We start from the raw sequence: 23,318 nt of genomic DNA on the forward strand, positions 1-23,318 counted from the left end.
TCCAAAAAAACAGAACAACAAATACTTGAATGTATTCCCTGCTCAACAATCGCGCCTTAAGGCGAACTCGACGGGTAAGCGAGGACTATACATGAGGAAGTTTGGAATGTCGTTGCCCAGGAGTAAATTTAAGCCAAAAAAATTCAAATTCCGTCCGGAAATTTCCTTTATATCATCAGCCGGTGATAACAGAAAAACATATGAGAATACTGTATGTCAACTTTCATTATCCTTCTAAAAAGATAAATGAATAATAAAAGCGGATCGTTGGTTGCTGCGGCGCCTTTTATGCCGATGGACGCAGCCCGCCCCGGCCAATACATACGCGCGCCGCGAAGCCGAGCGCGGCCCGCTGCAGGTGCGCGAGGTCGGTATAGCCCGGCACCAGGCGATAGAACACTGCCAGCGTAATGATATACGCGGCCAGGGTCGCCATGGCGGCGCCCAGCGCACCGAAATGGCGGACCAGTGCGAAATTGAGCATGGCATTAATGACCAGCATAAACACCGACTTCCACACCATTTGATGCTGGCGGTTATTCGCTAGCAGATATTGCGACAACGGCGCATCAAAGAATACGCATACCGCAATTATCACATGTACATATAATACTGGCAGCGCGCTCGCATACTGTTCGCCCAACAATAAAGGCACCAGGTATTCCCCGGATAACATTATCAGAATTACCGGAATAAAACTTATCAAACCCAGCAAAGCCATTATCTTTGCAATGTTTTGTTTTAATTGTTCCTGATCGCTGATGTTGAATATATATTTCGGCGACAGCGAATTCATGACCACGGGGGCGAAGGTCCACCAGAACTCGGAAAAGCGCAGCGCGGCGCCGTACAGGCCCACCTCGCTGAAGCCGGCCAGCCAGCCCAGCATCAGCTGGTCGATCCGGGCGTTCAGCGAAGCGACCACGGCGGCGAGCGCGATCGGCGTGCCCTGGCGCAGCATCAGGAGGATGGAACTCCACTCGAAGCGCCAGCTGCGGAAGCTGCCGCCGCCCGCCCAGTACAGTCCGAACAGCACCAGGAAGATGCCGATCGACTCGGCCAGCACGGCAGCGCCAAACCACGGCAGCGAAAAACCGCCCAGGATCAGGCCGACACGCATTGCCGCACCGGCAATGCGCACCAGGTTTTGCAGCAGCACCGGGCGCGCAACCTGCAGGCGGCTCTGGAAATACATGAAGATCCCGGCCGGCATCTCGGCGAACGGGATCGCCAGGCTCATGAGGATGACCAAGGGCACCAGCGCGGGGTCGGACTCACCCGACAGCAAGATGCCGCCGACGGCCAGGCTGCCGGCCAGCAGCGAGCCGATCAGGCGGATTGCGAACGCGGCGCCCATCAGTTCCCCCTCGCTGTCGGGCGACCGGACCAGGTTGCGGATCACGTTCTCGCCCACGCCGAACCAGGCGATCCCGTTGAACAGGCCCACCCAGGCCAGCGCGTACATGTACACCCCGAACTGTTGCGGGGCGAGGTAGCGCGCGATCCAGAGCCCGACGAACACGCCGGTGATGATGCGTAACAGCTTCTCGCTGGCAAGCCAGAGGAAACTCAGGATGCTCGCTCTCAACGCACCGCTCCCGCCCAGCGCCCGCCCAGGCGCGCCGCGCAGGCCAATGCCTTGGTCACGAACTTGAGGTACTGCACGGGGCCGACGCCCGGATTGGGCGCCCACGGCCCGCGCAGGAACGCACCGAGCGCCCCCAGCCCATCGCGCGAATTGGCGTAGCACACTGCAAACCAGCGCTCCGCGACCGCCTGGCGCAGGGCCGCCGGATCGTAGACGCCGGCCTGCTGGTTGGCCTTGCAGATTTTTTCCAGCCAGGCGCGGCTGCGTTCGAGCACCTGCGCCACCGGCGGCGCATCCAGCCGTTCCAGGTAGCGGTGCACGGCCAGCTCTTCCGGCAGCGGATCGATTCCCAGCCGGCCCAGCAGGCGGCGCGCGATGTGGTCCATGTTGGCCTTGACGGCGTCGCGGCGAGTCGCCGTGATATTGCTCTGATGCAGGCGATAGGCCACCAGGGTCTCGGGCAGGTTCAGCAGGCGGTGCTGCTCCAGGCAGCGGTTGTACAGATCGTAGTCTTCGGCCAGCGCATACTCCGGCGCGAAGCGCAGCTGGCGCAGGACCTCGGCACGCGCGAAAAAGGCCGAGGTGGTGATGTAGCAACGAAACAGGAAGGTCGCCTTGACGAACTCCGGACTGCCGGGCAGTTCCCAGACGAACTTGCGGAAGCGGCCGGCCGCATCCATCGGCTGGGTCCAGGAGCCCACCCCGGCGACGTCCGGATGGGCCTCGAGGTAGGCGCGCTGGCGTGCGAAGCGCTGCGGAAACGCGATGTCGTCGCTGTCGAGGAAGGCAATGTAGCGCCCGCGCGCCAGGTCCAGGCCGAGGTTGCGCGAATAGATCAGGCCGCGGTTGACCCCGTTGCGCACGACGCGCAGGCGCGGGTCGCTGCAGGCGGCCAGCAGGCTGGCGCTGCCATCGGTGGAACCGTCGTCGATCGCGATCAGCTCGAAATCGCCGTCGGTCTGGGCCAGCACGCTGGCCACCGCCTCGCCGAGGTACGCCTGGGCGTTATACACCGGCATGATCACGGAAATGTCGGGCATGCGCGCTCCTACGGCTCGCGCCCGGTGCTCAGCACTGGCGGACGCGCCGCGCCGGGCGCGGGGGCCGGGTCGCGCACGCTGGCCAGGTCGCTGCACACGTCCCAGTCCGGCTTGAACTTCAGCCGCCTGAGCAGCTTGTGCAGCCGCGTCTTGAAGGCGCCGTTCTTCCAGCCTGCCTTGAGCCCGTAATGGTGGATGCCGAAGGTGTCCGGCGTGATGTCCGAATACATCAGCTGGCGCGCATTGTCGGGCTTGTCCGTATCGTAGGGATTGAACGGGTAGAACGAGGCTGGTTCCAGGACTTCGCACAGGGCCGGCGGCAGCGCTGCCAGCGCCGCGCTGACAATGAGGGGCGAGGACACGAAGGTCTTGCTCTTGACCAGGCGGTTCAGGATGGTGGACCGCGCGGCCGCCATGACCGGGTCGCCCGGCAGGCAGGCGATGAAGGCGGTGGCGACGAAGTCGCGGCTCTCGCGCGCCATCACGCAGCGCGTTCCGTCCAGCAAAGGGTCCAGCGGGCGGATCAGCTCCAGGTCGGTGTCGAGATAGATGCCGCCGTACTTGTGCAGCACATCGAAGCGCACGAAGTCCGAGACGAAGGCCCATTTGCGCTGGGCGACCGCGGCGCGGCAGTAGTCATTGTCGATATCGGAATTGCTCTCGTCCCACAGGCGGAATTCATAGTCGGGGCAGGCGGCCTGCCAGGACTGCACGCAGCGCCGGTGCAGCGGACTCATCGGGCCCTTGCCGAACCAGCAGTAATGGATAATTTTCGGGATCATCGTCAGGAAATACTCAGTGAACGGGGCCGCCGCGGACTGCGTGCAGCGGGGCGATCGCGGCGCCGCGGGGCGCCGCCCGCCCAGCCGCGCCGGCCAGGCGCGCATGCGGATTGTGGTAGCGCGCGTACTGCACGATGCAACCGAGGCAGAACAGGAACAGCAACTGCACCGTCGGCTCGTCCAGCAAGGCGCGGTTGTAGATCAACGTCGTGGCGAGCAGGACCAGCGCGGCAAGGCAGGCGTCGACCACCGCCTCCGCACCGGGACTTGAACCCCCGCGCTTCACGTAGCGCAATGCGGTGAAGCATCCGAACACGAAGATCGTGAGATACGAGAAGGTGCCGACCAGTCCCACGTCCCACAGCAGCTGGGCAATGACGGTCGCGTTGATGGACAGGATGCCGTAGCGCGCCGCGACCACCCCCTTGCCGGTGTTGGCGCCGGTGGCGCTGGCGCCCGGTCCGTAGCCAACCAGGCGTTCCAGCGCGCCGGGCACCGGGTCGTTGATCCAGAGCGCCAGCGAGGCCGCCCGGCTGACTTCGCCGGTGCGGTAATTGATGGCCTCGGTGTCGAAGAAGTAGCCGCCCGACTGGTCGATGCCTTCCTCGACGGTGGTGGCCTTGACCGCCTCGCCCCAGTACAGCGCCTGGTAGGCGGCAAACACCCCGCCCACGAAGACCACGATGAAGGTGCCGTACAGGATGAAGGTCGTCGCGCTGGACAGGATCTTGCGGCGGAAAATGATGAACAGGCCCAGCGGCACCCAGATCGCGACGGCCTTCACTTCGCCCAGCACGATGATCGCCAGCGTGACCGCGCACACCAGCGCCGTGATCCAGGCCGGCAGGATGCCGCGCCGCCAGCGCGCCAGCGCGTACAGGGCGGCGGTGAGGCAGAAAATGGTCAGGATCGCACTCATGCCGTAGCCGAAGGTGCCCACCACCGCATCCCAGGCGCCGGCCGCATCGATTTCAAAGAAGTGCTGGTAGGCCACCAGCGGCAATTGCAGCATCGCGGCGACCACCACGATCAGGAACAGGCGTTCGATTTCCTTTTCCGTCCATTCGAACCAGTACAGCGCGAGCAGCACGCCCCACATCGGCACGCCGAACCGCACTGCCGAGATGATCTGGGCGGGCGTTCCGGAACCGAGCGCGAGGCTGAAGAAGAAACAGGCCAGGTACAGGGCGCAGCAGGTCATCACCCCGGCCGAACCGCCCGACGCCGTGCGCGGCGCGCCCTGGTAACTACGTCCCGCGCTCAGTTCGAAGAAGGCGCGCAGCAGGAACAGGAAGCCGATTCCGCTCGCCATCCAGGTGGTGATCCTCAGGTTGAAATAGTTGGAGACCGTGCCCTGGATCAGGAAAATGAAGATGAACATCAGCGGCAGCATCTGCCGGGTGCTGACGATGAATACCAGCGGACCGATGAACAGCGGCCCGGCCAGCAGCATGACCAGCGGGATCGAGCCCAGGCCGGCCACAGCGCCCACCAGCCCGGCGATGGCCAGCATGATCAGCGCGCAGACCGCGATCACCCACAGGGACACGCCGCTGCGCCGCATGGCGGGCCGGCGCGCGGGGATGCCGGCGCCGCCTGCCACCGCACTATTCCTGAAAAATTTCATTGTCTTTCCGATTCGAAGCCGGCCGCCGGCGGCATGGCTGTCAGCCGCGCGTCGTGCCGGCGTAGTGTCGTTGCTGCTGCTCCGGCATCGCGGCCAGCATCTGGCGCACGAAGTCGTCCTGCAGGGCGAAGCCGCTTTCCTCGTCGGGAGTGATGCTGGAGACCCGTACCAGGGTCGCATCAGGGATCAGGCCACGCAGCGCATAGCTGAGCTTGACCTTTTTCATGTCCCACGAGTTGTCGACCACGCGGTCGCCCACCACCACCCAGTAGGTGATCGGTTCATGGCGCGCGTTCAGCGCCGCGCTCAGGCGGGCGACCGGGATGGTCCCGGTGGCGGTGTCGATCTTCAGGTGGCGCGTCGGGCCGACGGCGAAGCCCTGCCCGCCATAGCAGCCTTCCGGGAAGTGCACCGACAGGTTGTCGCTCTGGTCGGTCCCGTAAGCCACCGACAGCATGATGCGTTCGCCCTTGCTGTTGACATAGGTACGCGACAGGGTTTGCGCATAGATCTTGTCGAGTTCGGCCTGGGTCGCCGGATTGACCACGGCCTGGACCAGGTCGGTGTCTTCCTTCCAGTCGCCGAACTTGGTCGGGAACACTTGCGCCAGGTGGACCGGCGGACGGCTGTCGGATACCCGCACGGTGGGCGTGGCCACCTTGGCCATCGCCGCCGACAGCACCATCGCGCCGCCCAGCATGAGCGCGCCAATCATTGATCGTTTCATCATGTTGTCATTCCTTTTTGCGAAGCGAGCCTGGCTTCGCGCCGCCGCACCACGATCTGCAGCAGCGAATCGACCACCAGGATTAGTCCCAGCGCGCTGACGAACAGCACCATGCCGGCAAAGCCGTGCAGGAAGCCCTGGCCGGCAGCGTCGCCGAAGTAATAGGTAATCAGGGTCAGCGAAATCACCCGGATCACGTTCGCGGTAAACGAGATGGGGATGATCAGCAGGGCCAGCACGATGTTGCGGAACGCCGAGGTGTGCTTGACCACGTTCAGGTAGAACAGGCCGAGCGCCTCCAGCGTCAGCAAGGTCTGCAGGCCGGCGCAGGCGTCGGCGACCAGCAACTGGTACTGACCGATCTGCAGCACCACGCCCGAGCGCGCGATCGGCAGCCCGGCCCAGTACAGCAGGTGTTCGGTGACATACGACACCGCCATTTTCATCGGCATCGTCAGTGCCGCCACCACCGCGCTGGGCAAGGGCACCATGAACATCATGAACACGAACGGGAACCAGACCACCAGCAGCGCCCTGCTCCCGAGCCGGATCATGACCAGCGCGGCCAGGATCACGATGAACGAGGAGATCTCGAACGCGAGCACCTGTTGCGAGCGGCCGGCAATGTACAGCAGGCAGCCGAACGCGAACAGCACCCAGCCGGCGCGCGAGCCGCCCGGGGTGGCCGCGGCCAGCATCTCGCCGCGCCGCTTCCATAGCAGCCACAGGGACAGGCCGAGGATGATCGGTCCGTGGGCCTGGTCGTTGGTGGACCAGATGCCGGTGAACAGGTCGTGCATGGTCGGCACGAACAGCGTCAGGAAACCGGCCACGATCGGGATCAGGTCCAGGCGGGAGCCGCTGACCTGCGGATGGGCAGAGGGAGTATTGAAGATCATCTGCGGATTCGCACTCATTTCAGAATTCCACCATGACAGCGCCGAGCACTTGAGCACCGCTGTGCATCAACTGGTCGGTCACGCGGTTAATTTCTTCCAGACGGGTATGGTTCTTGCGGGTGACCAGCACCACGCCCTGGGCGCGCATGGCCACACTGACCGCGTCGGAGCCGAGCGACAGCGCGGCGCCGTCATACAGCACCACGTCGTACAGGCGGCCGACGTCTTCGTTAAACTGGGCAAAGTTCGTGCGGCTGAGCAGCTCCTGCGGGTTCGGCGGCACCGTGCCGGCGCCCAGCACCGACAGCGACACCAGCGAATCGATCTTGCGGATCGCTTCCAGGCCGGCGCGGCCGGACAGGATTTCGGACAGGCCCGGGCTGCTGCCGAGGTCGAAGATTTCGTGCTGGCGCGGCTCGCGCAGGTTGGCATCGACCAGCAGCGTGTTTTCACCCAGCTGCGAGAACGCCACCGCGAGATTGGCCACGAACATGCTGGTGCCGTCGCCCGACTGGGCGCCCACCACCACCAGCGAACGGTGCCCGCGCGCGAACCAGCGCAGCATCAGCTGGCTGCGCAACGCGCGCAGCGCTTCGACCTGGACCGAAAACGGCTGGTAGGCGGCGACCAGCTTGTCCGACAGCTTGCCCTCGCCCGGCTGCAGGTAGGGATAGTCGAACTGGCGCGCGATGGCCTGGTCGATATCGGCCGTGGTGACCAGCCCGAGGCGCTGGGCGGCTTCGCCGAAGCGGATGCCCAGCTCCTTCTGCATGCGCAGCACGCGCTCGGCATCCTCCGGAGTGATCTTGCCCGATTCGAGCAGCAGTCCGCCGATGCTCGAATCCACCCTCGGATCCGGCGCAGGCTGCATCGCCACCTGGTGTGCAAACGAATTCATGTCTGTATCCATATTTAGTTAAGCCGCAGTCGCGGCATGATCATCGACAGCCGGTTCAGGCGCGGACGCGATGGCGCAGACCAGTCGATGGTGCCAAGCACGGGAATCTGCAGCACGTCCGACAGGTCGCGCGTGGAACGCAGGCGGCGGTCGATCATTTCGGCCACCAGGCTGAACGCGAGTCCGAGGATGGTGCCGAGGAAGGCGGCCAGGGCGGTGTTGAGCATGACCTTCGGGCCGGACGGATCGAGCGGCGGCACGGCCGGATTGAGCACGGCCACGTCCGATTGCTCGGCCATGCCCTCGATGCGGGTCTGCGAGAAGCGGGCCGACGCCGCCTCATAGGCGCGCTGCGCGCTCTCGACGTCCTTGACCAGCACGTTCATTTCGTCGCGGGTGCGGTTCAGCGCCAGGACTTTTTTCTTCTGTTCGGCCAGCGCCGCTTCGATCATTGCGGCGCGCCCGCCCAGCAAGGTGGCGTTGTTCGACACGCTGTTGGAGGTGATGCGCATCTGCGCGTTCAGTTCCGAGCGCATGCGCCCCACTTCGGCGGCCAGCGCCAGGTAGAGCGGATGGTTGCGGCCATAGCGCTGCGCGGCCTCGGCCAGCTTGGATTCGCCGTTGGCGACATTCACTTTGAGGCTCTGGATCATCGGGTTCTGGGTCACGTCCGGCGATTCGGTGTACGAGGTGCCATTGGCCATGGTGCGGCGCGATTGCGCATCGGCCAGTTGCGACTGCGCCATGACCAGCTGCGCCGACAGTTCATTCAGGCGGTTCGACTCCACGTCGAGGCGGTTGTCGACCGAGACGATGCCGTGGTCCTGCTGGTACTTGGACAGGCGCGCCTGGGCGGCTTCGAGCGTGTCGCGCAGCTGGCGGGTCTGCTCGTTCAGGTAGGCCGACGCCTTCTTCATCGGGTCGTTCTTCAGCTGCACGTTGAGCTTCTGGTATTCCTCGGCGAAGGCGTTGGCGATGGTGGCGGCGAACTGCGGGTCGGCGCCGGCGAACGTCACCTCCAGCACGCTGCTGGCGCGCGATGGCGTCACATCCAGCCGGGACAGCAGCGCCGTGGCCAGCCATTCGCGCGGGGTGCCGCGCCCGCCGGTGGCCGCTTCGAACTGCTGCTGAACCGACGGGCCTTCCGCCATCTTGAGCCCGTCGACCACGCGCAGGGCGACGTTCTGGCTCTTGATGACTTCCATTTGGGTCGCCATATAGCCCGGCATCAGCTGGGTCGGGATCATCATCCCGGTCAGCGGATCGGAGCCCTTGTAATTCAACACCAGGCTGGTGGTCGCCTTGTACGTCTTGGGAAGCAGCGAGGACACGACCAGGGTGGCCGTGACCGTGACCGCGAGCGTCACCAAGAAGATGTACTTGCGCGCTTTGAGGATAAGCAGGAACTGGTGGAAATTCATAATCAGACTTTCAAATGGAAGCTCAGAACCAGCTTTCCTTTACATGAATCACATCGTCGGCGCGAAGGACTTCGTCCTGGCCAGGCTTGATCGTTTCGAAGCCGCCATTCGCGGTGCGGCGCTTGATGGTGATGCCGCGGTGGGTGCCGCGCAGGGTCAGGCCGCCGCCGGCCGAAAGGGCCTGGGTCAGCGTCATGTCGCGTTCCAGCCGGAGCGCGCCGGGACGCTGCACCTCGCCGTAGATATAGACGCGCGGCGCCCGCTCGACAAAGATCACGTCGCCGGCAGCCAGGCCCACGTTCTGCACCAGCTCGCCGCCGCGCACCATCTGGACCAGGTCGACACGCTCGCGCGTCACCTTGCCGTCACGGTTGCGGATCAGCACCAGCTCGTCGCCGCCGTCGGCATTCACGCCGCCGGCCTGCGCCAGCAGATCGGTCAGGCTGCGCTTGCCGCCTTCCAGCGGATAGCGGCCCGGACGGTTCACCTGCCCCAGCACCGACACAGCCTGGCTTTGCACCTGGGTGACGATGATGGTTACCTGGGGCTTTTGCAGGTAGCCGCCGGACTGCAGCAGCGAGGCGATCTTCTTCTCGGCCGACGCCACCGGCATGTCCGCCACCTTGACCTGGCCGATCAGCGGGAAGGTAATGGTGCCGGCATCGCTGATCCGGGTCTCGAGGCCCAGGTCCGGATTGCCATAGACGTACACCTTGACGACGTCGCCGGCGCCCAGCTGGTCGGCCGCGCAGGCAGCGCCGCCCACCAACAGCAGCAGTGCCGCGATCCAAGTTTGCAAGAGTCGTTTCATGATTGTCCTGTCTGGAAAAAGTGGAATTACAGGCCCTGGATGCCGCGCGCGGTGGCATCGGAAGCCTGGGCGGCGGGTGCGGGTGCGGCGGTGGTGGCCGGCGCAGCTGCCGCGGTGGTGGCAGCCTTGTCCGGCTCCATGCCGTTCATGTACTCGATTTTTGCCGTCTTGCGCAGGCGGGCGACCTCGGCCTTGGCAAGCTCGGTGGTCTTCTTATTCATCAGGAACTGCTCGATCTGGGGCGATGCGACAGCCAGCGACACCGGCGCCTCGCGTACTTCGGTCAGCGTGATGAACAGGGCGCGGCCTGGCTCCTTGACGATGAACAGCTGCCCCGGCGGAATGGCCGCCAGGCGGCCGCTCAGTTCGGAAGGCATGTCCGAGCTGGTGCGCATGTTCTGGCCACGCTGGAACGGGATCTTCTTCGATTCCAGCCAGGATGCCATCTCGTCGAGCGACTTGGCCGAGTCTGCCGCCGCCTTGACTTCGTCGCTCATCGCGGACGCCTGGATCGACAGCTGGTCCATGTTGAACTGCTTACGGTTGGCGAAGAACTGCGGGTTGGCGTTGTAATAGGACTCGACTTCCTGCGGGGTCGGCTGCACCGGCGTGCCTACTTTCTTCTGGATGTAGGCCTGGGCCAGGATCAGCGCCTTGGCGCGTTCGACCGCCTGCACCACTTTCGGGTCGCGGTCGAGTTTTTCTTCCTCGGCTGCGTTGACGATCAGCTGGCGGTCGACCAGGGCCTGCACCAGCTGCTTGCGGGCGGCCTGCTGTTGTTGGGGTGCGACGTTGGCGCGCATCAGCTCTTCATTGAGCTGGAGCGTGGTGATGTCCTTGCCGTTCACGACGGCCAGCGACTGGGTCGGCTTTTTTTCCGGTTCCTTGTCGCCGCAGCCGGCCAGCAGCGTAGCCACCGCGATCGCGATCGCGCACCAGGAAGCTTTGGTAGGGAATGTAGTTGTCAAAATATCCTCACAAAATTGGCTGTTTAGTTGTCGAAACTCTAATACCGAACAAGTTAGCACACATCTCAAGAACTGACCACACGACTTGCAACAATGAACATATTTCAGTCAAATAAGATTAACTTGCAGGAAACGTACTTCAATAGGCGTTATCGCGCCGCAGCACCACCATTACCGTCTTAAGAATGATCCACAGGTCGAGCCAGAGCGACCAGCTGCGCAGGTAATCCAGGTCATACCGGATACGCGCTTCCATCTTTTCCAGTGTGTCGGTTTCGCCACGCATGCCGTTCACCTGGGCCCAGCCGGTAATCCCCGGCTTGACCTTGTGGCGCAGCATGTAGCCCTTGATCAGCTTGCGGTACTGCTCGTTATGGGCCACCGCATGGGGGCGCGGTCCGACGATGCTCATGCGGCCTTGCAGGACGTTGATGAACTGCGGCAGTTCGTCCAGCGAGGTGCGGCGCAGCACCGCCCCGACCCGGGTGACCCGGGGATCGTCCCGGCGGGCCTGGATCACGGCCGGGCCGTTCTCGGTCACGGTCATCGAGCGGAACTTGTAGACCATGATTTCCTCGCCATACAGGCCGTAGCGGCGCTGGCGGAAGATCACCGGACCGGGCGAGGACAGCCTCACCGCCAGCGCGGTCAGCAGCATCACCGGCGCCAGCAGCACCAGGATCACGCTGGCCAGCACGATGTCGCTGATGCGCTTGATCATCCCGTTCAGGCCCATGAACGGCGTCTCGCAGATCGCGATCACCGGCATGCCGCCGACATTGTCGAAGCGCGCCTGCATCAGGTCGAAGATGTAGATGTCGGGCAGGAAGTACACCGAGGCCGTGGTGTCCTGCAGTTCGTCGAGCAGCTTGCGGATGCGCGGCTGGGCCGAGATTGGCTGGCTGATGAAGATCATCTTGGTCGCATGCTTGCGCACGTACGGGGCGATGTCCTGCATATTGCCCAGCAGCGGATGGCTCAGCTCCGGCGGATGGCGCTCGTCGGTGCGGTCGTCGAAGAAGCCCTCCACCTGCAGGAACAGGTTGGGATGGCGCTCGCACACGCGGGCGAACTTGAGGCCGACGTTGTTCGCGCCCACGATCACCACCGAACGCGCCTCGGTCTTGTCGGCGCCCTTGCCGATCGAGGCGGTGCGTACACCCACGTGGCTGGCCAGCAGCAGCAGCGGCGTGGCGATGAACCAGGTCAGCAGCACGCGCTCGTCATAGTAATAGTGCAGGCCGCTGGCATTACCCAGGAACAGCAGCACGCCCACGGTCAGCGCCCAGCCGAACACGGTGTCGCGCACGTAAGCGAGCATGCGGCCGCTGCGCCAGGTGCGGTAGGGATCGATGTGCTGGTACACCGCGGAAGAAATGAAGAAGGCCAGGATCATCAGCACCAGCGAGTAGCCCGTGAAGGGCTCGTCGAACACCATGGAGGCCACGTACAGGCTGGACATGATGATGATCGGGTCCAGCACCCTCTGGAAGAACGAAATAATCGGAATATCAATAACCGTCATGCAAACCTCAGAACTGGACGTTGACGCTGAACGACGCGCCCTTCGCCCGGTAGCTGTGCAGGCCGAGAGCCTGGCCGCCCTTGCGCGATTCGCGGAATCCATTGACGCTGACCTGGATGTTGCGGGTGGCCGCGTAGGTCGCGCCGAGCGACGCGTAGCGCAGCGAATCGCTCAGTTCCACCGCGGCCGGCGTGCTGATCCTTACACTGTAGTTGCGCTTTTCCTTGCGCACCGAGGCGTTCAGGCGCGTCTTGGCGGTGGCCAGGTAGTCGACGTTCAGGCTGGCGCCCTTGTTCAGGCTTGAGGCCACGACCGTGTTTTCGATCGGCGCAAAATCGCGCCATACCGCCGCCGTAAAGCGGGTCTTGCCGCGCGGCGTGTACACGACGGTCGCGCGTCCGTTGACGCCGCTCGCGTCGCGTTCCCCCAGCATCGCATGCTTGCGCTTGGCCCAGCCGGCCAGCAGGTCGAGCGTGGTCGCACCGCTGGCGCGCCAGTACACGCGCGCCTTGACCTCGTCCTGCTGGAAATCCTCGTCGATCAGGGTGCCGCCGATGATGCGCTTGTTCGGGTACTCGCCGTCCAGCCGGCGCAGCACTACGCCAGCGTAGTTGCCGCTGCGCGAGACGAAATCGATACCCGCTTCCGCACGCTTTTCCTTGCGGTTGTTGAAGAACAGGCTCGGGAGCTCGTAGCTGAATTCGTCCTCGGAGACCGCGCCCCGCAGGCGCCAGGACGGGTGCATGCGCCAGGCCACGTCGGCCAGCATGTGGCGCTGCTCGCGCAGGTTGCGCTCGCCGTTGTGGAAGTCGGTAAACGAGGACAGCGTTTCAAGGTAGCTGGCCTCCAGGGTCCCGGAGAACTGGCGTCCGGCTTCCCAGCGCCAGCGGCCCAGCAGGTCCTTGCCGTCGTAGTCGAGCTGCTTGAAGTGGTCGAAGTTGACCTTGGTGACCTTGCCCTGCACGAAAATGTGCTGGCGGCTGTACGTGCGGTCGAACAGGATGCCGGCGATGGCCTGGCGCAGCGCATCGCTGCGCTGGCCGCCGAAGCCGGGATGCTCGTCCGGCAGGCGCAGCAGGTTGTCCTCGTAGGAATAGCCCAGGCCCACAAAGGGATGGATCGCATCGCCATCCCCCGCAATGACCGGCGTGCACAGTGCCGCAGTGAACAGCACTCCAAGTCGAGCAGACCCAAGGCCCGGCAAGAACTTCCTTTGGATTTTCTTCTGGATCATTCTTATTGTCTTTGGCTGTTGAGCCGGGCGGTCATCGTTTTACCAGTAACTCCAATTACCAGTGCGGACGACCCAAATGCCCAGCAGGAAATTTGTGACAGCATGCGCCAAAATTGGCATCCAGATTGTGCGGTACCGTACATAAAGAGCACTATAGGCAACACCCGCAACGATTCCTGCCAGCCACTGGTTGTGCTCGAAAGCGAACAGGACAATTGTGATGAGCGCAGCCTTCCAGGTGGTTTGCGCTGGATCAACGTTTTGGAAGTCGGGCGAGACAATCCAGCGCATCAGGAACGAGCGCCAGAACAGTTCTTCCATGATGGGGACGACGGCCGCGGCGCCGAAGATGCGCACCACCACCAGCAGCCAGTCGATGCGGCCGTCGGTGCGGGGATCGAAGCCGGCCGCCTCGCCGATCAGCATCCACGGGGCGGACAGGCTGATCCAGAGGATGAGGACGACCACGCCGGTCAGGATGGAAATGGCGACCTGCGCCAGGTTGAAGCGCGGCAGGCGCAGTTCGGAATACTCGCGCCAGAATGCGGCGAGCAAGAGCATCACCGCCCCGATGCGGGCGGCGTACAGCCAGCGCAGGCCCTGTGCGGACAGGCCCATGCGCTCCAGCATATCGGTCGCAAAGATAAAAAAGATGTAGGCGAGGAAGGGTGCAATCCTGGCGACTGCCGCCTTGTTGAACAACGTACCGCCCGGGTTGACTTCTAGTGCTGCGCCTTGTTGCTCATCTTTTTCACGCATGTTTCCTCAGCTGTTCTTTTTCCCCTCGATTTCTTCCCAGCGTTCGAGGGCATTGAGCAACAGCGTTTCGATCTCTTCGATGCGCTCCGTCATGCGCCTGGCGTCTGCCGGGTTGGTGCGATAGAAGTCCGGTGCGTTCAATTGCGCAGTGATGGCCGACTGCTCATCTTCGAGGTTTGCAATGAGCAGCGGCAACTCTTCCAGTTCGCGTTGCTCTTTATAACTTAGTTTTTTTATCTTTGTCGCAACGGAGGGTGCCGTAGTTTGCGCGGGCACAGCCTTTGGCGAGGCTTTCGGCGCAGCCGCCTGGGCTGCGGCCGCCTTGGCGCGTTCCCAGTCGGTATAGCCGCCCACGTACTCGCGCCACATGCCCTCGCCTTCCGACACGATCACCTGCGTGACCACGTTGTCGAGGAAGGTGCGGTCGTGGCTGACCAGGAACACGGTGCCCTGGTAGTCTTCCAGCAGTTCTTCCAGCAGTTCCAGCGTGTCGATGTCGAGGTCGTTGGTGGGTTCGTCCAGCACCAGGCAGTTGGCCGGCTTGGCGAACAGGCGCGCCAGCAGCAGGCGGTTACGCTCGCCGCCGGAGAGCGACTTGACCGGCGAGCGTGCGCGCTCGGGCGCAAACAGGAAGTCGCCCAGGTAGCTCATCACGTGCTTGCGCTGGCCGTTGATTTCGACCCAGTCGCTGCCCGGCGCGATGGTGTCCATCAGGCTCGCCTCTTCATTGAGCTGCGCGCGCATCTGGTCGAAGTACGCCACCTGCAGCTTGGTGCCGAGCTTGACGGTGCCGCTATCGGCGGTTTCCTCGCCCAGGATCAGCTTGAGCAGCGTGGTCTTGCCGGCGCCGTTCGGGCCGATCAGGCCGACCTTGTCGCCGCGCAGGATGATGTCGGAGAAATTGCGCACGATGACCTTGTCGCCGTAGCTCTTGGACACGTTCTCCAGTTCCGCCACGATCTTGCCGGAGCGCTCGCCGGTGGTGACGTCCAGGCGCACCTGGCCCTGCTGCTCGCGGCGCGCGGCACGCTGCAGGCGCAGCGCTTCCAGGCGGCGCACGCGGCCTTCGTCGCGGGTGCGGCGCGCCTTCACGCCCTTGCGGATCCAGACTTCTTCCTGCGCCAGGAACTTGTCGAACTTGGCGTTCTCCACTTCCTCGTTCTCCAGCAGCTCGGCCTTGCGCGCCTGATAGGCGGAGAAGTTGCCCGGGAAGGACAGCAGCTTGCCGCGGTCCAGTTCGATGATGCGCGTGGCCACATTGTCGAGGAAGCTGCGGTCGTGGGTAATGAACAGCACCGAACCCTTGAAGTCGCGCAGCAGGCCTTCCAGCCACATGATCGAACGGAAGTCGAGGTGGTTGGTGGGCTCGTCGAGCAGCAGCACGTCCGGGCCGGAAACCAGCGCGACGGCCAGCGCGACGCGCTTCTGCATCCCGCCGGACAGCGTGCCCATCGGCTTGTCCTTGTCCAGGTTCAGGCGGTCGAGCGTGGTCTCGACCTTGTTGGCGAGGTTCCAGCCGTCGGTCGCGTCGAGTTTCACCTGCAGCTCGTGCATGCGCTCCATCAGCGCGTCGTCGTCGCCCTGGCCGAACTGGCCGGTGAGCTTTTCGTACTCGGCCAGCAGCGCCTGCTGGTCGCCCATGCCGGCGGCGACCGCGTCGAACACCGTCATCGCAGGGTCGAAGACCGGCTCCTGCTCGACGTAGGCGATGCGCAGGCCCTGCTGCATCACGAGCAGGCCGTCGTCCAGCTTCTGGCGGCCGGAAATAATCTTGAGCAGCGAGGACTTGCCGGTGCCGTTGCGGCCGATCAGGCCGACCCGTTCGCCAGCTTCCAGTGAGAATTCCGCGTGATCCAGCAACGCGACGTGCCCGAACGCGAGTTGCGCGGACGAGAGAGCAATAACAGCCATGGGATGTCCAGAGAGAGGCGGCGCGGTGCGCGGCCTGGGGATTACAGAATCCTCCATTGTACCCTGCGCGGTCGGCTATAATTGCGCTCGCTTCACAGAGTCCTCTCCGTAGCACAATGGATAGTGCACATGCCTCCTAAGCGTGGGATACTGGTTCGATTCCAGTCGGAGGGACCATTCTTCCGTTGTATCGCCGGAGCGCGCCATGCGCTTCGTTAAGGTACGGCCCTGCCAGATCTCGTATGCTTCGGTATTACCACATGCGACGCGGCTCCCCATGAGTGATTGCCTTGACAAAGACGCCCCGGCGAACAATGCTTCAGCCATGGAATCGCGCGTCGCAACAATCGAGCACGACATCGTCGGGATGAAGGCAGACATCGCCGAGATGAAGGTAGACATCGCCATCATCAAGGCGACGTTCGCCTCCAAAGAGGATATGCACCGGGAGCTTTCAGCCCTGACGTGGCGGCTGGTCACCTTCGTGTGTGGGTTCGGTACCGCGTTGGTTGGTGCGACATATTTCATTGCGGCTAACGTGTGACGCTAAGGCCAACGTTTCTGGCTGCTTTGAAGCACTCAGCGAACTTTGGTGCTCGTAGTATTCCCGGACAGCTAAAGTCCTGAGCAGTTCCAATTTGTCGCTTTGTCGGAACTGAATACGAAAGCTGTATATCTCATTCTTCTTCAAGAGTAAGCCCTTCCCTCGCAACATTGCTACCCGCTCTGGATACAGTGGACTTTGAGGAAGGATGGCTCAGCGAGCAGCGCCGCGGCCGACTCCCGGGTTGCGGCAACTGGCGATGATTCAGGGACACTGACGTTCCGAAAATGAACTGTCCGATCAAGCGTGTCCTCTACAAATACATCGCCGCACGCAGCACCAGGAATGGGCGCTTCTCTTTACCGACCAGCCATTTCCACTCGTCCAGAATCGATGCCATAGCTATGGCACTGGGCGTCACCACAAGATGCTCAGTCGTCAGCAACGGTTCTTGGATCGTCGCTCATCCATATGAACCAAACGTTGACCCTTGTATCTGTCGCCTTATCGGGATGAGATTCGGCTTCTTTCCCAGCTAACCATTTCCTCGATCCCAGCTTTCTTGTAGGATAGAAGGGTTTCTTGCGCTAAATCAATACGCAGTAGGCGTAAAGACGCTAGCGAACCCGCGGCACGGGATGAGCCGCCGATGCAATCGGCGCCCATCGTCCCTCTATAACAAGACAGGAAAAAGCCGAAATGAGACTGATGAGCATGCCTCCCCGTGGCGGCGCTGCGCCGCCTCTGCTGACTGCGGGGTGCATCGTCATTTTCGCGATCGCCTTTCTATTTGAACTGGAGCGCTGGCCCGGCGCGCTGAAAGCCGGCGAGGTGCCGGCCCATACCGACCAGCTCACGCCGCAGCCGATGACGCTGACTGAGCGCTCCTCCTCCTTGATCCCGATGCCGGCCGAAGTGCCGTCCGCACACGCCAGCTCGATGGCGCGGCTGCCGGGCGGCGACGTGATCGCATTCTGGTGGGCCGGCAGCCGCGAGAGCGGGCCGGACGTGAAGGTGTACGCGGCGCGCTGGAGCGATGGCAGCTGGAGCCAGCCGTGGGAAGTGGCCAGCCGCGAGTCGCTCGGCGCGGCGCTCAACTTCGGCGTGCGCCGCATTGGCAATCCGGTCGCCTGGACTGCGCCCGATGGCACGGTCCACCTGTATGTGGTGGCCACCGGGCTGGGCGGCTGGGCAGCGTCGCGGGTGGTCCAGCTCGCCTCCACCGACGAAGGCCGCAATTTTGGCGTGAAGCGCCTGCTGCCGATGTCGCCGCTCTTCAACACCAGCGTGCTGGTCAGGAATGCGCCGGTGGCGCTGGCCGATGGCGGCTGGTGGCTGCCGGTGTACTTTGAACTGGGCGTCAAGTATCCGCAGATGCTGTCGTTCGACAAGCATGGCAAGCCGGGCCGCATGACGCGCATCGGTTCGCGCACCAGTACCCTGCAACCGACCATCGTCCCGTTCTCGGGATCGGAAGTGCATGCGTGGATGCGCGACGGCGATGAACAACGGGTCCAGCACGCGCACAGCAAGGACGGCGGCGTCAGCTGGTCGGACATGCCGGCGCTGGACCTGCCGAACAAGAACACCTCGCTGAGCGCCCTGCGCCTGTCCAATGGCGCGGTGGTGATGCTGCATAACCACGTGATGCCGGGCGGGTCCGACCGGAACATGCTGCGCCTGTCCGTCGCCAGCGATGCGCGCACCTGGACGCGCCTGGTGGACGTGGTGCATGGCAAGGCCGGCGAAGAATTTTCCTATCCCGACTTGCAACAGGTCGGCGACCAGCTGCATGTGACCTACACGTCGCGCCGCAGCGCGATTGCGCATCACGTGTTCGACATCGGCACGCAGGGGTCGCTCTGATGCACCTGCCCGAACTCGAGTGGCAGATCCTGTACGGCCGGCTGGCGTGGGCCGTGGTGCTGGCAACGGCCATTGCGGCACTGCTGCCGCAGGCATGGCGAAACCGCGCGGCGAGCCTGGGCCTGCTGGCTGGGTGCGCCGCACTGGCGGCGCTTCCGGGCGACTATTCACCTGCGTACTGGCTGGTGCTGGCGTTCCAGTGGCCCAGCGCAGTGCTCGTGGGCTGCTGCCTGTTGCGGCTGGCAGGCACCGGATCGCAGCCCCATGCACTGCCCGTGCTGCTGGCGGCGCCGGTGGCGCTGGCCGGAACCGTGCTGTACCTCGACGCGATCGGCTGGCTGTCACTCGGCCTGTATGGCGCCGGCTTTGGCCCGCAAAGCGCCGCGATCGTGGCTCTGGGTGCAGGATGCGCGGCCGTGATCGCGATTGCCCATGGCCGGGTATTGCCGCAGGCGTTGATCCTGCTGGGCGCAGTCGCGCTGTATTCCATTGCGCGGCTGCCGACCGGCAACCTGTGGGACGCCCTGCTCGATCCGCTGCTGTGGGGCTGGGCGCTGGCAGCGCTGTGCGCGCGCGGCGTGCGTACCCTGCGCAACCCCTTCGCCGCACGCGCGCCGGCCTGACCGGCCGCACCAGACATTTTCAATTTCAAGGAGTCGTTAGTGGTAACGAGTAAACCGACCGTGCATCCGGTCATCGTGACGGGACTGATCGTCAATGCATTCCTGCTGGCCCTGGCGGTAGCCTGGTCCGGTCCGGACGGCACCCGCCTGTGGCTGCTGCTGGGCGAGGACGGGATCGTCGAGTGGATGCAGTTTGTCTGCTTTACGGTCACCTCGGGCCTGCTCGGCTTTGCCGCGATCGAGCAATGGAAGCGCGCGCCGCGCGTCAGCCTGCCGTTCCTCGCGCTCGCCGGACTGTGCGCCCTGGTCGCGGTCGCGGCACTGGAAGAGGTCAGCTGGTTCCAGCGCGTATTGAACATCCAGTCGCCGGAATTCTTCCTCGAGAACAACCGCCAGGCAGAGACCAACCTGCACAACATGGCGCTCGGCGGAGCCAGCCTGCACAAGACGGTGCTGCTGAAGGTGATCTTCCTGGCCGGCATCACGCACAACCTGGTGCTGCCGCTGCTCGCCCGCGCGCGTCCCAGGGTGCGCGACTGGGTCGAGTCGATCGGCCTGTACCTGCCGCCGCTGAGCGCAGCCATCCCCTACCTGGTGCTGGTGGCGCTGTCGCATGCACTGGTGGACCACCCGCGCAAGGGCGAACTGGGCGAGACCTTCGGCGCGGTGCACTACCTGGCCACCGTGTTCGCCGCGTACTTCACCGGCTTCGCGTACGGCCGCAAGCCGGTATTCGAAAATCCGTCCGACGCGCGCCGCTTGTCGGGCCTGTTCGTGATGGCGCTGCTGTTCCTGCTGCTGATGGCATGGCTGCTCAGTTCGGGCTCCGGTGCGGTGGGCGCGCCAGCGATCGCCGAGTAATGTTCTTGGCGGAATCGGCCATATTTTGACCGATTCCGCCAACTCCTCCATGTGACCGTTCCTGCTGGCGGAATCGGCCATGTTTTGACCGATTCCGCCAACTCCTCTACGGACCTTCCTGCGTGGTCTGGGTAACAGAGCGGTCTCGGCGGCGATGGTAAGGTCTGGCCTGGCGCATACCGACCGCAGGCCACGCATGTTCAAATTCATCACCGACTTCCTCGAAAGCGCCGGCTACCTCGGCGTGTTTGCCCTGATGGCGGCCGAGAACATCTTCCCGCCCCTCCCCTCCGAGATGATCATGCCGTTCGCCGGCTTTGTGGTGGCGCGCGGCGACCTGGGCCTGGCAGGCGTGCTGTTGGCCGGCACGATGGGTTCGGTCGTGGGCGCGCTGCCGTGGTACTACGCGGCGAAGGTGTACGGCTGCCAGCGGCTGCGGAAGATGGCGGGCGGGCGCCGCGCGCGCGTGCTGACGCTGACCGAACAGGATATCGACAAGTCGCTCGACAGCTTCCAGAAACATGGCGGCAAGGCGGTGCTGTTCGGACGCCTGGTTCCCGCCGTGCGCACGCTGATCTCGGCGCCGGCCGGCATCGCCGAAATGCCGATGGCGAAGTTCCTGCTGTATTCGACCATCGGGTCGCTGGTGTGGACGGGCGCGCTGACCGCGACCGGCTTCCTGCTGGAAGACAAATACGAGGACGTGTCGCGCTACATCGATCCGGTATCGAAGGCCGTGTTCGGCATCCTGCTGGCCTGGTACCTGTACCGCGTTGCCACCTATAAAAAGCGGCGCGGGAGCTGAGCCCGACCGCTCAGGATGCGGGGACGATGGCGGTCGCTTCGATTTCCACGCGCGCGCGGTCTTCGATCAGCGCGCTCACCTGCACCGCCGTCATCGCCGGATAGTGGCGGCCGATGATGTCGCGGTAGGCCGCGCCCACCTCTTTCGCGGCGGCGAGGTATTCGCGCTTGTCCACCACGTACCAGGTCATGCGCACGATGTGGTTGGGCTGCGCGCCCGCTTCGGCCAGCACGTCCACGATGTTCTGCAGCGCCTGGCGCGCCTGGCCGGCAAAGTCGTCGGTGTGGAACTGTCCCTGGCTGTCCCAGCCGATCATGCCGCTCACGTATACCGTGCGCCCGCTGGCCGCGACGCCGTTCGAGTAGCCGCGCGGCTTGGCCCAGCCTTCCGGTTGGAGGATCTCCATCATGTGCCTTCCTGTTCCTGCTCGCGCAGCAGTTCGCGCGCGATGATCAATTGTTGTACTTCGGTCGCGCCTTCGTAGATGCGCAGCGCGCGGATCTCGCGGTACAGGCGTTCGACGGGATGCTCGCTCACCACGCCCAGGCCACCGAACATCTGCACCGCCGCGTCGATGACCTGCTGCGCGGTCTCGGTCGCGGCCATCTTGGCCATCGCCGCTTCCTTGGTCACCTTGCGGCCCTGGTCGCGCTGCCACGCGGCGCGGTAGGTCAGCAGCGCCGAACTGTCGATGTGGGTCGCCATCTGCGCCAGCCTGGCCTGCGTGAGCTGGAAGTCGGACAGGACCTGGCCGAACATCTTGCGGCTGCTGGCATGGCGCATGGCCTCGTCCAGCGCGCGCCGCGCAAAGCCCAGCGCGGCGGCCGCGACCGAGGTGCGGAACACGTCCAGCGTCGCCATCGCCACCTTGAAGCCCTGCCCGGCGTCGCCCAGGCGCTGGCCGGCCGGAATACGGCAACCGTCGAAGCGCAGGCGCGCCAGCGGGTGCGGGGCGATCACGTCGATGCGCTCGGCGATGTGGAACCCCGGCGTGTCCGCATCGACGATGAAGGCCGAGATGCCGCGCGCGCCCGGCGCCTCGCCGGTGCGCGCAAACACCACGTAGAAGTCGGCGATGCCGCCGTTGGAGATCCAGGTCTTTTCGCCATCGAGGACGTAGCTGTCGCCATCGGCGCGCGCCGCGCACTGCATGGCAGCGACGTCGGACCCGGCCGCCGGTTCGGACAGCGCGAATGCGGCGATCGCTTCGCCGCGCGCGACGCGTGGCAGGTAGCGCTCCTTGCTGGCGTCGCTGCCGAACAGGCTGATCGCGCCCGAGCCCAGCCCCTGCATCGCAAACGCGAAGTCGGCCAGGCCATTATGGCGCGCCAGCGTTTCGCGGATCAGGCAGATGGCGCGGGTGTCGATGGCATTGCCGCCGCCGGCAATCGCATGGCGCAGCCAGCCCGCCTCGCCCAGCATGCGCACCAGCGCGCGGCAGGTCTCGTCCACGTCCTTGCCATGCATGCCGGCCACGTTCTGCGCCGCCCAGGCGTCGAGCTCCTGTTCCAGCGCCGCGTGGCGCGGGTCGAAGAACGGCCAGGCCAGGTAGGTTTTGTCCGCCATGGTCAGTCTCCTTCGAATTCCGGCTTCTGCCTGGCCGTGAACGCGTGGTAGGCGCGGTGGAAGTCGTTGGTCGCCATGCAGATCGCCTGCGCCTGCGCTTCCGCCTCGATTGCCTCGTCCACGCCCATGTTCCACTCCTGCTGCAGCATTTTCTTGGTCATGCCGTGGGCAAAAGTCGGTCCGTCCGCCAGCGACTGCGCCAGCGCCTGCGCGCGCTCGAGCAGCGTCACCGGCTCGCAGATGCTGTTGAAGTAGCCCCAGCGCTCGGCCTCCTCCCCGCCCAGCGAGCGGCCCGTGTAGAGCAGCTCGGCGGCGCGGCCCTGCCCGATCAGGCGCGGCAGGATCGCGCAGGCGCCCATGTCGCAGCCGGCCAGGCCGACCCGCGTGAACAGGAAGGCCGTCTTGCTGCGCGCGGTGCCGAGGCGCATGTCGGAAGCCATTGCCAGGATCGCGCCTGCGCCCGCGCACACGCCGTCCACCGCCGCAATGACCGGCTGCGGGCAGGCGCGCATGGCCTTGACCGCGTCGCCCGTCATACGGGTGAACGCCAGCAGGCCGGGCATGTCCAGCTTCGTGAGCGGGCCGATGATGTCGTGCACGTCGCCGCCGGAGCAGAAGTTCTCGCCCGCGCCGGTGATGACCACGGCCCTGACGTCGCTGGCGTAGGCCATGGCGCGGAACAGGTCGCGCAGCTCGGCGTAGGAGTCGAAGGTGAGCGGGTTCTTGCGCTCGGGGCGGTTGAGCGTGATGGTGGCGACGCCGTCCTTCACTTCGAACAGGAAGTGGGTGGCGGCATAGCCGGCCAGCGTGGTCCGGTTGCCCGGCAGCGCATGGGGCTCGCCTTGCAGGTAGCGCATGGGTGT

At 64.4% G+C, this 23,318-nt stretch carries 22 protein-coding genes and 1 tRNA gene; 6 read left to right on the forward strand and 17 right to left on the reverse strand.

Annotation, left to right across the window (positions count from 1 at the left end):
- Positions 1 to 286: 286 nt before the first annotated feature.
- From ACFSQR_RS06100 to ACFSQR_RS06165, 14 genes are all read right to left on the reverse strand, one after another.
- On the reverse strand, positions 287 to 1,693 hold the full coding sequence (locus tag ACFSQR_RS06100) for a flippase (protein ID WP_377728748.1): 1,407 nt from the start codon (positions 1,691 to 1,693) through the stop codon (positions 287 to 289).
- Complete coding sequence (locus ACFSQR_RS06105) at positions 1,585 to 2,628, reverse strand: glycosyltransferase (RefSeq protein ID WP_377728749.1); 1,044 nt, start codon at positions 2,626 to 2,628, stop codon at positions 1,585 to 1,587. The genes ACFSQR_RS06100 and ACFSQR_RS06105 overlap by 109 nt, the downstream gene beginning before the upstream one ends.
- Before the next feature lie 8 nt (positions 2,629 to 2,636).
- The gene (locus ACFSQR_RS06110; RefSeq protein WP_377728750.1) at positions 2,637 to 3,410 is read right to left on the reverse strand and encodes a glycosyltransferase family 32 protein; all 774 of its coding nucleotides are present in this window, start codon (positions 3,408 to 3,410) and stop codon (positions 2,637 to 2,639) included.
- Positions 3,411 to 3,423: 13 nt separating this feature from the next.
- On the reverse strand, positions 3,424 to 5,037 hold the full coding sequence (locus tag ACFSQR_RS06115) for a hypothetical protein (protein ID WP_377728752.1): 1,614 nt from the start codon (positions 5,035 to 5,037) through the stop codon (positions 3,424 to 3,426).
- A gap of 40 nt (positions 5,038 to 5,077) precedes the next feature.
- On the reverse strand, positions 5,078 to 5,767 hold the full coding sequence (gene epsI, locus ACFSQR_RS06120; RefSeq protein ID WP_377728754.1) for an exosortase-associated protein EpsI, B-type: 690 nt from the start codon (positions 5,765 to 5,767) through the stop codon (positions 5,078 to 5,080).
- Positions 5,764 to 6,663 (reverse strand): exosortase B, encoded by a 900-nt coding sequence (gene xrtB / locus ACFSQR_RS06125; RefSeq protein ID WP_377729026.1) that lies wholly within the window; start codon positions 6,661 to 6,663, stop codon positions 5,764 to 5,766. The genes epsI and xrtB overlap by 4 nt, the downstream gene beginning before the upstream one ends.
- A gap of 19 nt (positions 6,664 to 6,682) precedes the next feature.
- Positions 6,683 to 7,561, reverse strand: coding sequence for a chain length determinant protein tyrosine kinase EpsG (gene epsG / locus ACFSQR_RS06130; RefSeq protein WP_377728755.1), 879 nt, complete (start codon positions 7,559 to 7,561; stop codon positions 6,683 to 6,685).
- Between the two features lie 14 nt (positions 7,562 to 7,575).
- Positions 7,576 to 8,982, reverse strand: a complete 1,407-nt coding sequence (gene epsF / locus ACFSQR_RS06135; protein ID WP_377728756.1) for a chain length determinant protein EpsF — start codon at positions 8,980 to 8,982, stop codon at positions 7,576 to 7,578.
- A 22-nt stretch (positions 8,983 to 9,004) separates the two neighbouring features.
- Positions 9,005 to 9,793, reverse strand: coding sequence for a polysaccharide export protein EpsE (gene epsE, locus ACFSQR_RS06140; RefSeq protein ID WP_377728757.1), 789 nt, complete (start codon positions 9,791 to 9,793; stop codon positions 9,005 to 9,007).
- 26 nt (positions 9,794 to 9,819) lie between these two features.
- Positions 9,820 to 10,761 carry an EpsD family peptidyl-prolyl cis-trans isomerase gene (locus ACFSQR_RS06145; RefSeq protein WP_377728758.1) on the reverse strand — a complete coding sequence of 314 codons (942 nt, stop codon included), beginning with the start codon at positions 10,759 to 10,761 and terminating at the stop codon, positions 9,820 to 9,822.
- A 139-nt stretch (positions 10,762 to 10,900) separates the two neighbouring features.
- On the reverse strand, positions 10,901 to 12,286 hold the full coding sequence (locus tag ACFSQR_RS06150) for an undecaprenyl-phosphate glucose phosphotransferase (protein ID WP_377728759.1): 1,386 nt from the start codon (positions 12,284 to 12,286) through the stop codon (positions 10,901 to 10,903).
- A gap of 7 nt (positions 12,287 to 12,293) precedes the next feature.
- Positions 12,294 to 13,460 carry an XrtB/PEP-CTERM-associated polysaccharide biosynthesis outer membrane protein EpsL gene (epsL, locus tag ACFSQR_RS06155; protein WP_377728760.1) on the reverse strand — a complete coding sequence of 389 codons (1,167 nt, stop codon included), beginning with the start codon at positions 13,458 to 13,460 and terminating at the stop codon, positions 12,294 to 12,296.
- Between the two features lie 99 nt (positions 13,461 to 13,559).
- Positions 13,560 to 14,279, reverse strand: a complete 720-nt coding sequence (locus ACFSQR_RS06160) for a CAAX prenyl protease-related protein (protein WP_377728761.1) — start codon at positions 14,277 to 14,279, stop codon at positions 13,560 to 13,562.
- A 6-nt stretch (positions 14,280 to 14,285) separates the two neighbouring features.
- The gene (locus ACFSQR_RS06165; RefSeq protein WP_377728762.1) at positions 14,286 to 16,190 is read right to left on the reverse strand and encodes an ATP-binding cassette domain-containing protein; all 1,905 of its coding nucleotides are present in this window, start codon (positions 16,188 to 16,190) and stop codon (positions 14,286 to 14,288) included.
- A gap of 102 nt (positions 16,191 to 16,292) precedes the next feature.
- Here ACFSQR_RS06165 and ACFSQR_RS06170 point away from each other — a divergent pair.
- From ACFSQR_RS06170 to ACFSQR_RS06195, 6 genes are all read left to right on the forward strand, one after another.
- Positions 16,293 to 16,367: transfer RNA gene (locus tag ACFSQR_RS06170), tRNA-Arg, on the forward strand.
- Positions 16,368 to 16,395: 28 nt separating this feature from the next.
- Positions 16,396 to 16,734 (forward strand): hypothetical protein, encoded by a 339-nt coding sequence (locus ACFSQR_RS06175; RefSeq protein WP_377728763.1) that lies wholly within the window; start codon positions 16,396 to 16,398, stop codon positions 16,732 to 16,734.
- A 708-nt stretch (positions 16,735 to 17,442) separates the two neighbouring features.
- The gene (locus ACFSQR_RS06180; protein ID WP_377728764.1) at positions 17,443 to 18,600 is read left to right on the forward strand and encodes an exo-alpha-sialidase; all 1,158 of its coding nucleotides are present in this window, start codon (positions 17,443 to 17,445) and stop codon (positions 18,598 to 18,600) included.
- Entirely contained in the window at positions 18,600 to 19,223 is a 624-nt protein-coding gene (locus ACFSQR_RS06185; RefSeq protein ID WP_377728765.1) for a hypothetical protein, read from the forward strand. The genes ACFSQR_RS06180 and ACFSQR_RS06185 overlap by 1 nt, the downstream gene beginning before the upstream one ends.
- 39 nt (positions 19,224 to 19,262) lie before the next feature.
- Entirely contained in the window at positions 19,263 to 20,084 is an 822-nt protein-coding gene (locus ACFSQR_RS06190; protein WP_377728766.1) for a hypothetical protein, read from the forward strand.
- Positions 20,085 to 20,280: 196 nt separating this feature from the next.
- Entirely contained in the window at positions 20,281 to 20,889 is a 609-nt protein-coding gene (locus tag ACFSQR_RS06195; protein ID WP_377728767.1) for a DedA family protein, read from the forward strand.
- 10 nt (positions 20,890 to 20,899) lie between these two features.
- On the opposite strand, the gene ACFSQR_RS06200 is transcribed toward ACFSQR_RS06195, so the two are convergent.
- The 3 genes from ACFSQR_RS06200 to ACFSQR_RS06210 are packed head-to-tail and all read right to left on the reverse strand — an operon-like array spanning position 20,900 to position 23,312.
- Positions 20,900 to 21,295, reverse strand: a complete 396-nt coding sequence (locus ACFSQR_RS06200; RefSeq protein WP_377729027.1) for a RidA family protein — start codon at positions 21,293 to 21,295, stop codon at positions 20,900 to 20,902.
- Positions 21,295 to 22,455, reverse strand: a complete 1,161-nt coding sequence (locus ACFSQR_RS06205) for an acyl-CoA dehydrogenase family protein (protein ID WP_377728768.1) — start codon at positions 22,453 to 22,455, stop codon at positions 21,295 to 21,297. Before ACFSQR_RS06205 ends, ACFSQR_RS06200 begins: the two co-directional genes overlap by 1 nt.
- 2 nt (positions 22,456 to 22,457) lie before the next feature.
- Complete coding sequence (locus ACFSQR_RS06210) at positions 22,458 to 23,312, reverse strand: enoyl-CoA hydratase family protein (RefSeq protein WP_377728769.1); 855 nt, start codon at positions 23,310 to 23,312, stop codon at positions 22,458 to 22,460.
- Positions 23,313 to 23,318 lie beyond the last annotated feature (6 nt).

The organism is Pseudoduganella sp. GCM10020061, assembly GCF_042683405.1.
Lineage (GTDB): Bacteria > Pseudomonadota > Gammaproteobacteria > Burkholderiales > Burkholderiaceae_D > Telluria.

Coding starts and splice junctions, on each gene's coding strand:
- ACFSQR_RS06165 (WP_377728762.1), bottom strand. CDS start 16,190: ATGGCTGTTATTGCTCTCTCGTCCGCGCAACTCGCGTTCGGGCACGTC.
- ACFSQR_RS06195 (WP_377728767.1), top strand. CDS start 20,281: ATGTTCAAATTCATCACCGACTTCCTCGAAAGCGCCGGCTACCTCGGC.
- ACFSQR_RS06105 (WP_377728749.1), bottom strand. CDS start 2,628: ATGCCCGACATTTCCGTGATCATGCCGGTGTATAACGCCCAGGCGTAC.
- ACFSQR_RS06205 (WP_377728768.1), bottom strand. CDS start 22,455: ATGGCGGACAAAACCTACCTGGCCTGGCCGTTCTTCGACCCGCGCCAC.
- ACFSQR_RS06160 (WP_377728761.1), bottom strand. CDS start 14,279: ATGCGTGAAAAAGATGAGCAACAAGGCGCAGCACTAGAAGTCAACCCG.
- ACFSQR_RS06185 (WP_377728765.1), top strand. CDS start 18,600: ATGCACCTGCCCGAACTCGAGTGGCAGATCCTGTACGGCCGGCTGGCG.
- epsI (WP_377728754.1), bottom strand. CDS start 5,767: ATGATGAAACGATCAATGATTGGCGCGCTCATGCTGGGCGGCGCGATG.
- ACFSQR_RS06115 (WP_377728752.1), bottom strand. CDS start 5,037: ATGAAATTTTTCAGGAATAGTGCGGTGGCAGGCGGCGCCGGCATCCCC.
- epsG (WP_377728755.1), bottom strand. CDS start 7,561: ATGAATTCGTTTGCACACCAGGTGGCGATGCAGCCTGCGCCGGATCCG.
- epsE (WP_377728757.1), bottom strand. CDS start 9,793: ATGAAACGACTCTTGCAAACTTGGATCGCGGCACTGCTGCTGTTGGTG.
- ACFSQR_RS06175 (WP_377728763.1), top strand. CDS start 16,396: ATGCGCTTCGTTAAGGTACGGCCCTGCCAGATCTCGTATGCTTCGGTA.
- ACFSQR_RS06180 (WP_377728764.1), top strand. CDS start 17,443: ATGAGCATGCCTCCCCGTGGCGGCGCTGCGCCGCCTCTGCTGACTGCG.
- epsF (WP_377728756.1), bottom strand. CDS start 8,982: ATGAATTTCCACCAGTTCCTGCTTATCCTCAAAGCGCGCAAGTACATC.
- ACFSQR_RS06150 (WP_377728759.1), bottom strand. CDS start 12,286: ATGACGGTTATTGATATTCCGATTATTTCGTTCTTCCAGAGGGTGCTG.
- ACFSQR_RS06110 (WP_377728750.1), bottom strand. CDS start 3,410: ATGATCCCGAAAATTATCCATTACTGCTGGTTCGGCAAGGGCCCGATG.
- xrtB (WP_377729026.1), bottom strand. CDS start 6,663: ATGATCTTCAATACTCCCTCTGCCCATCCGCAGGTCAGCGGCTCCCGC.
- ACFSQR_RS06210 (WP_377728769.1), bottom strand. CDS start 23,312: ATGCGCTACCTGCAAGGCGAGCCCCATGCGCTGCCGGGCAACCGGACC.
- ACFSQR_RS06200 (WP_377729027.1), bottom strand. CDS start 21,295: ATGGAGATCCTCCAACCGGAAGGCTGGGCCAAGCCGCGCGGCTACTCG.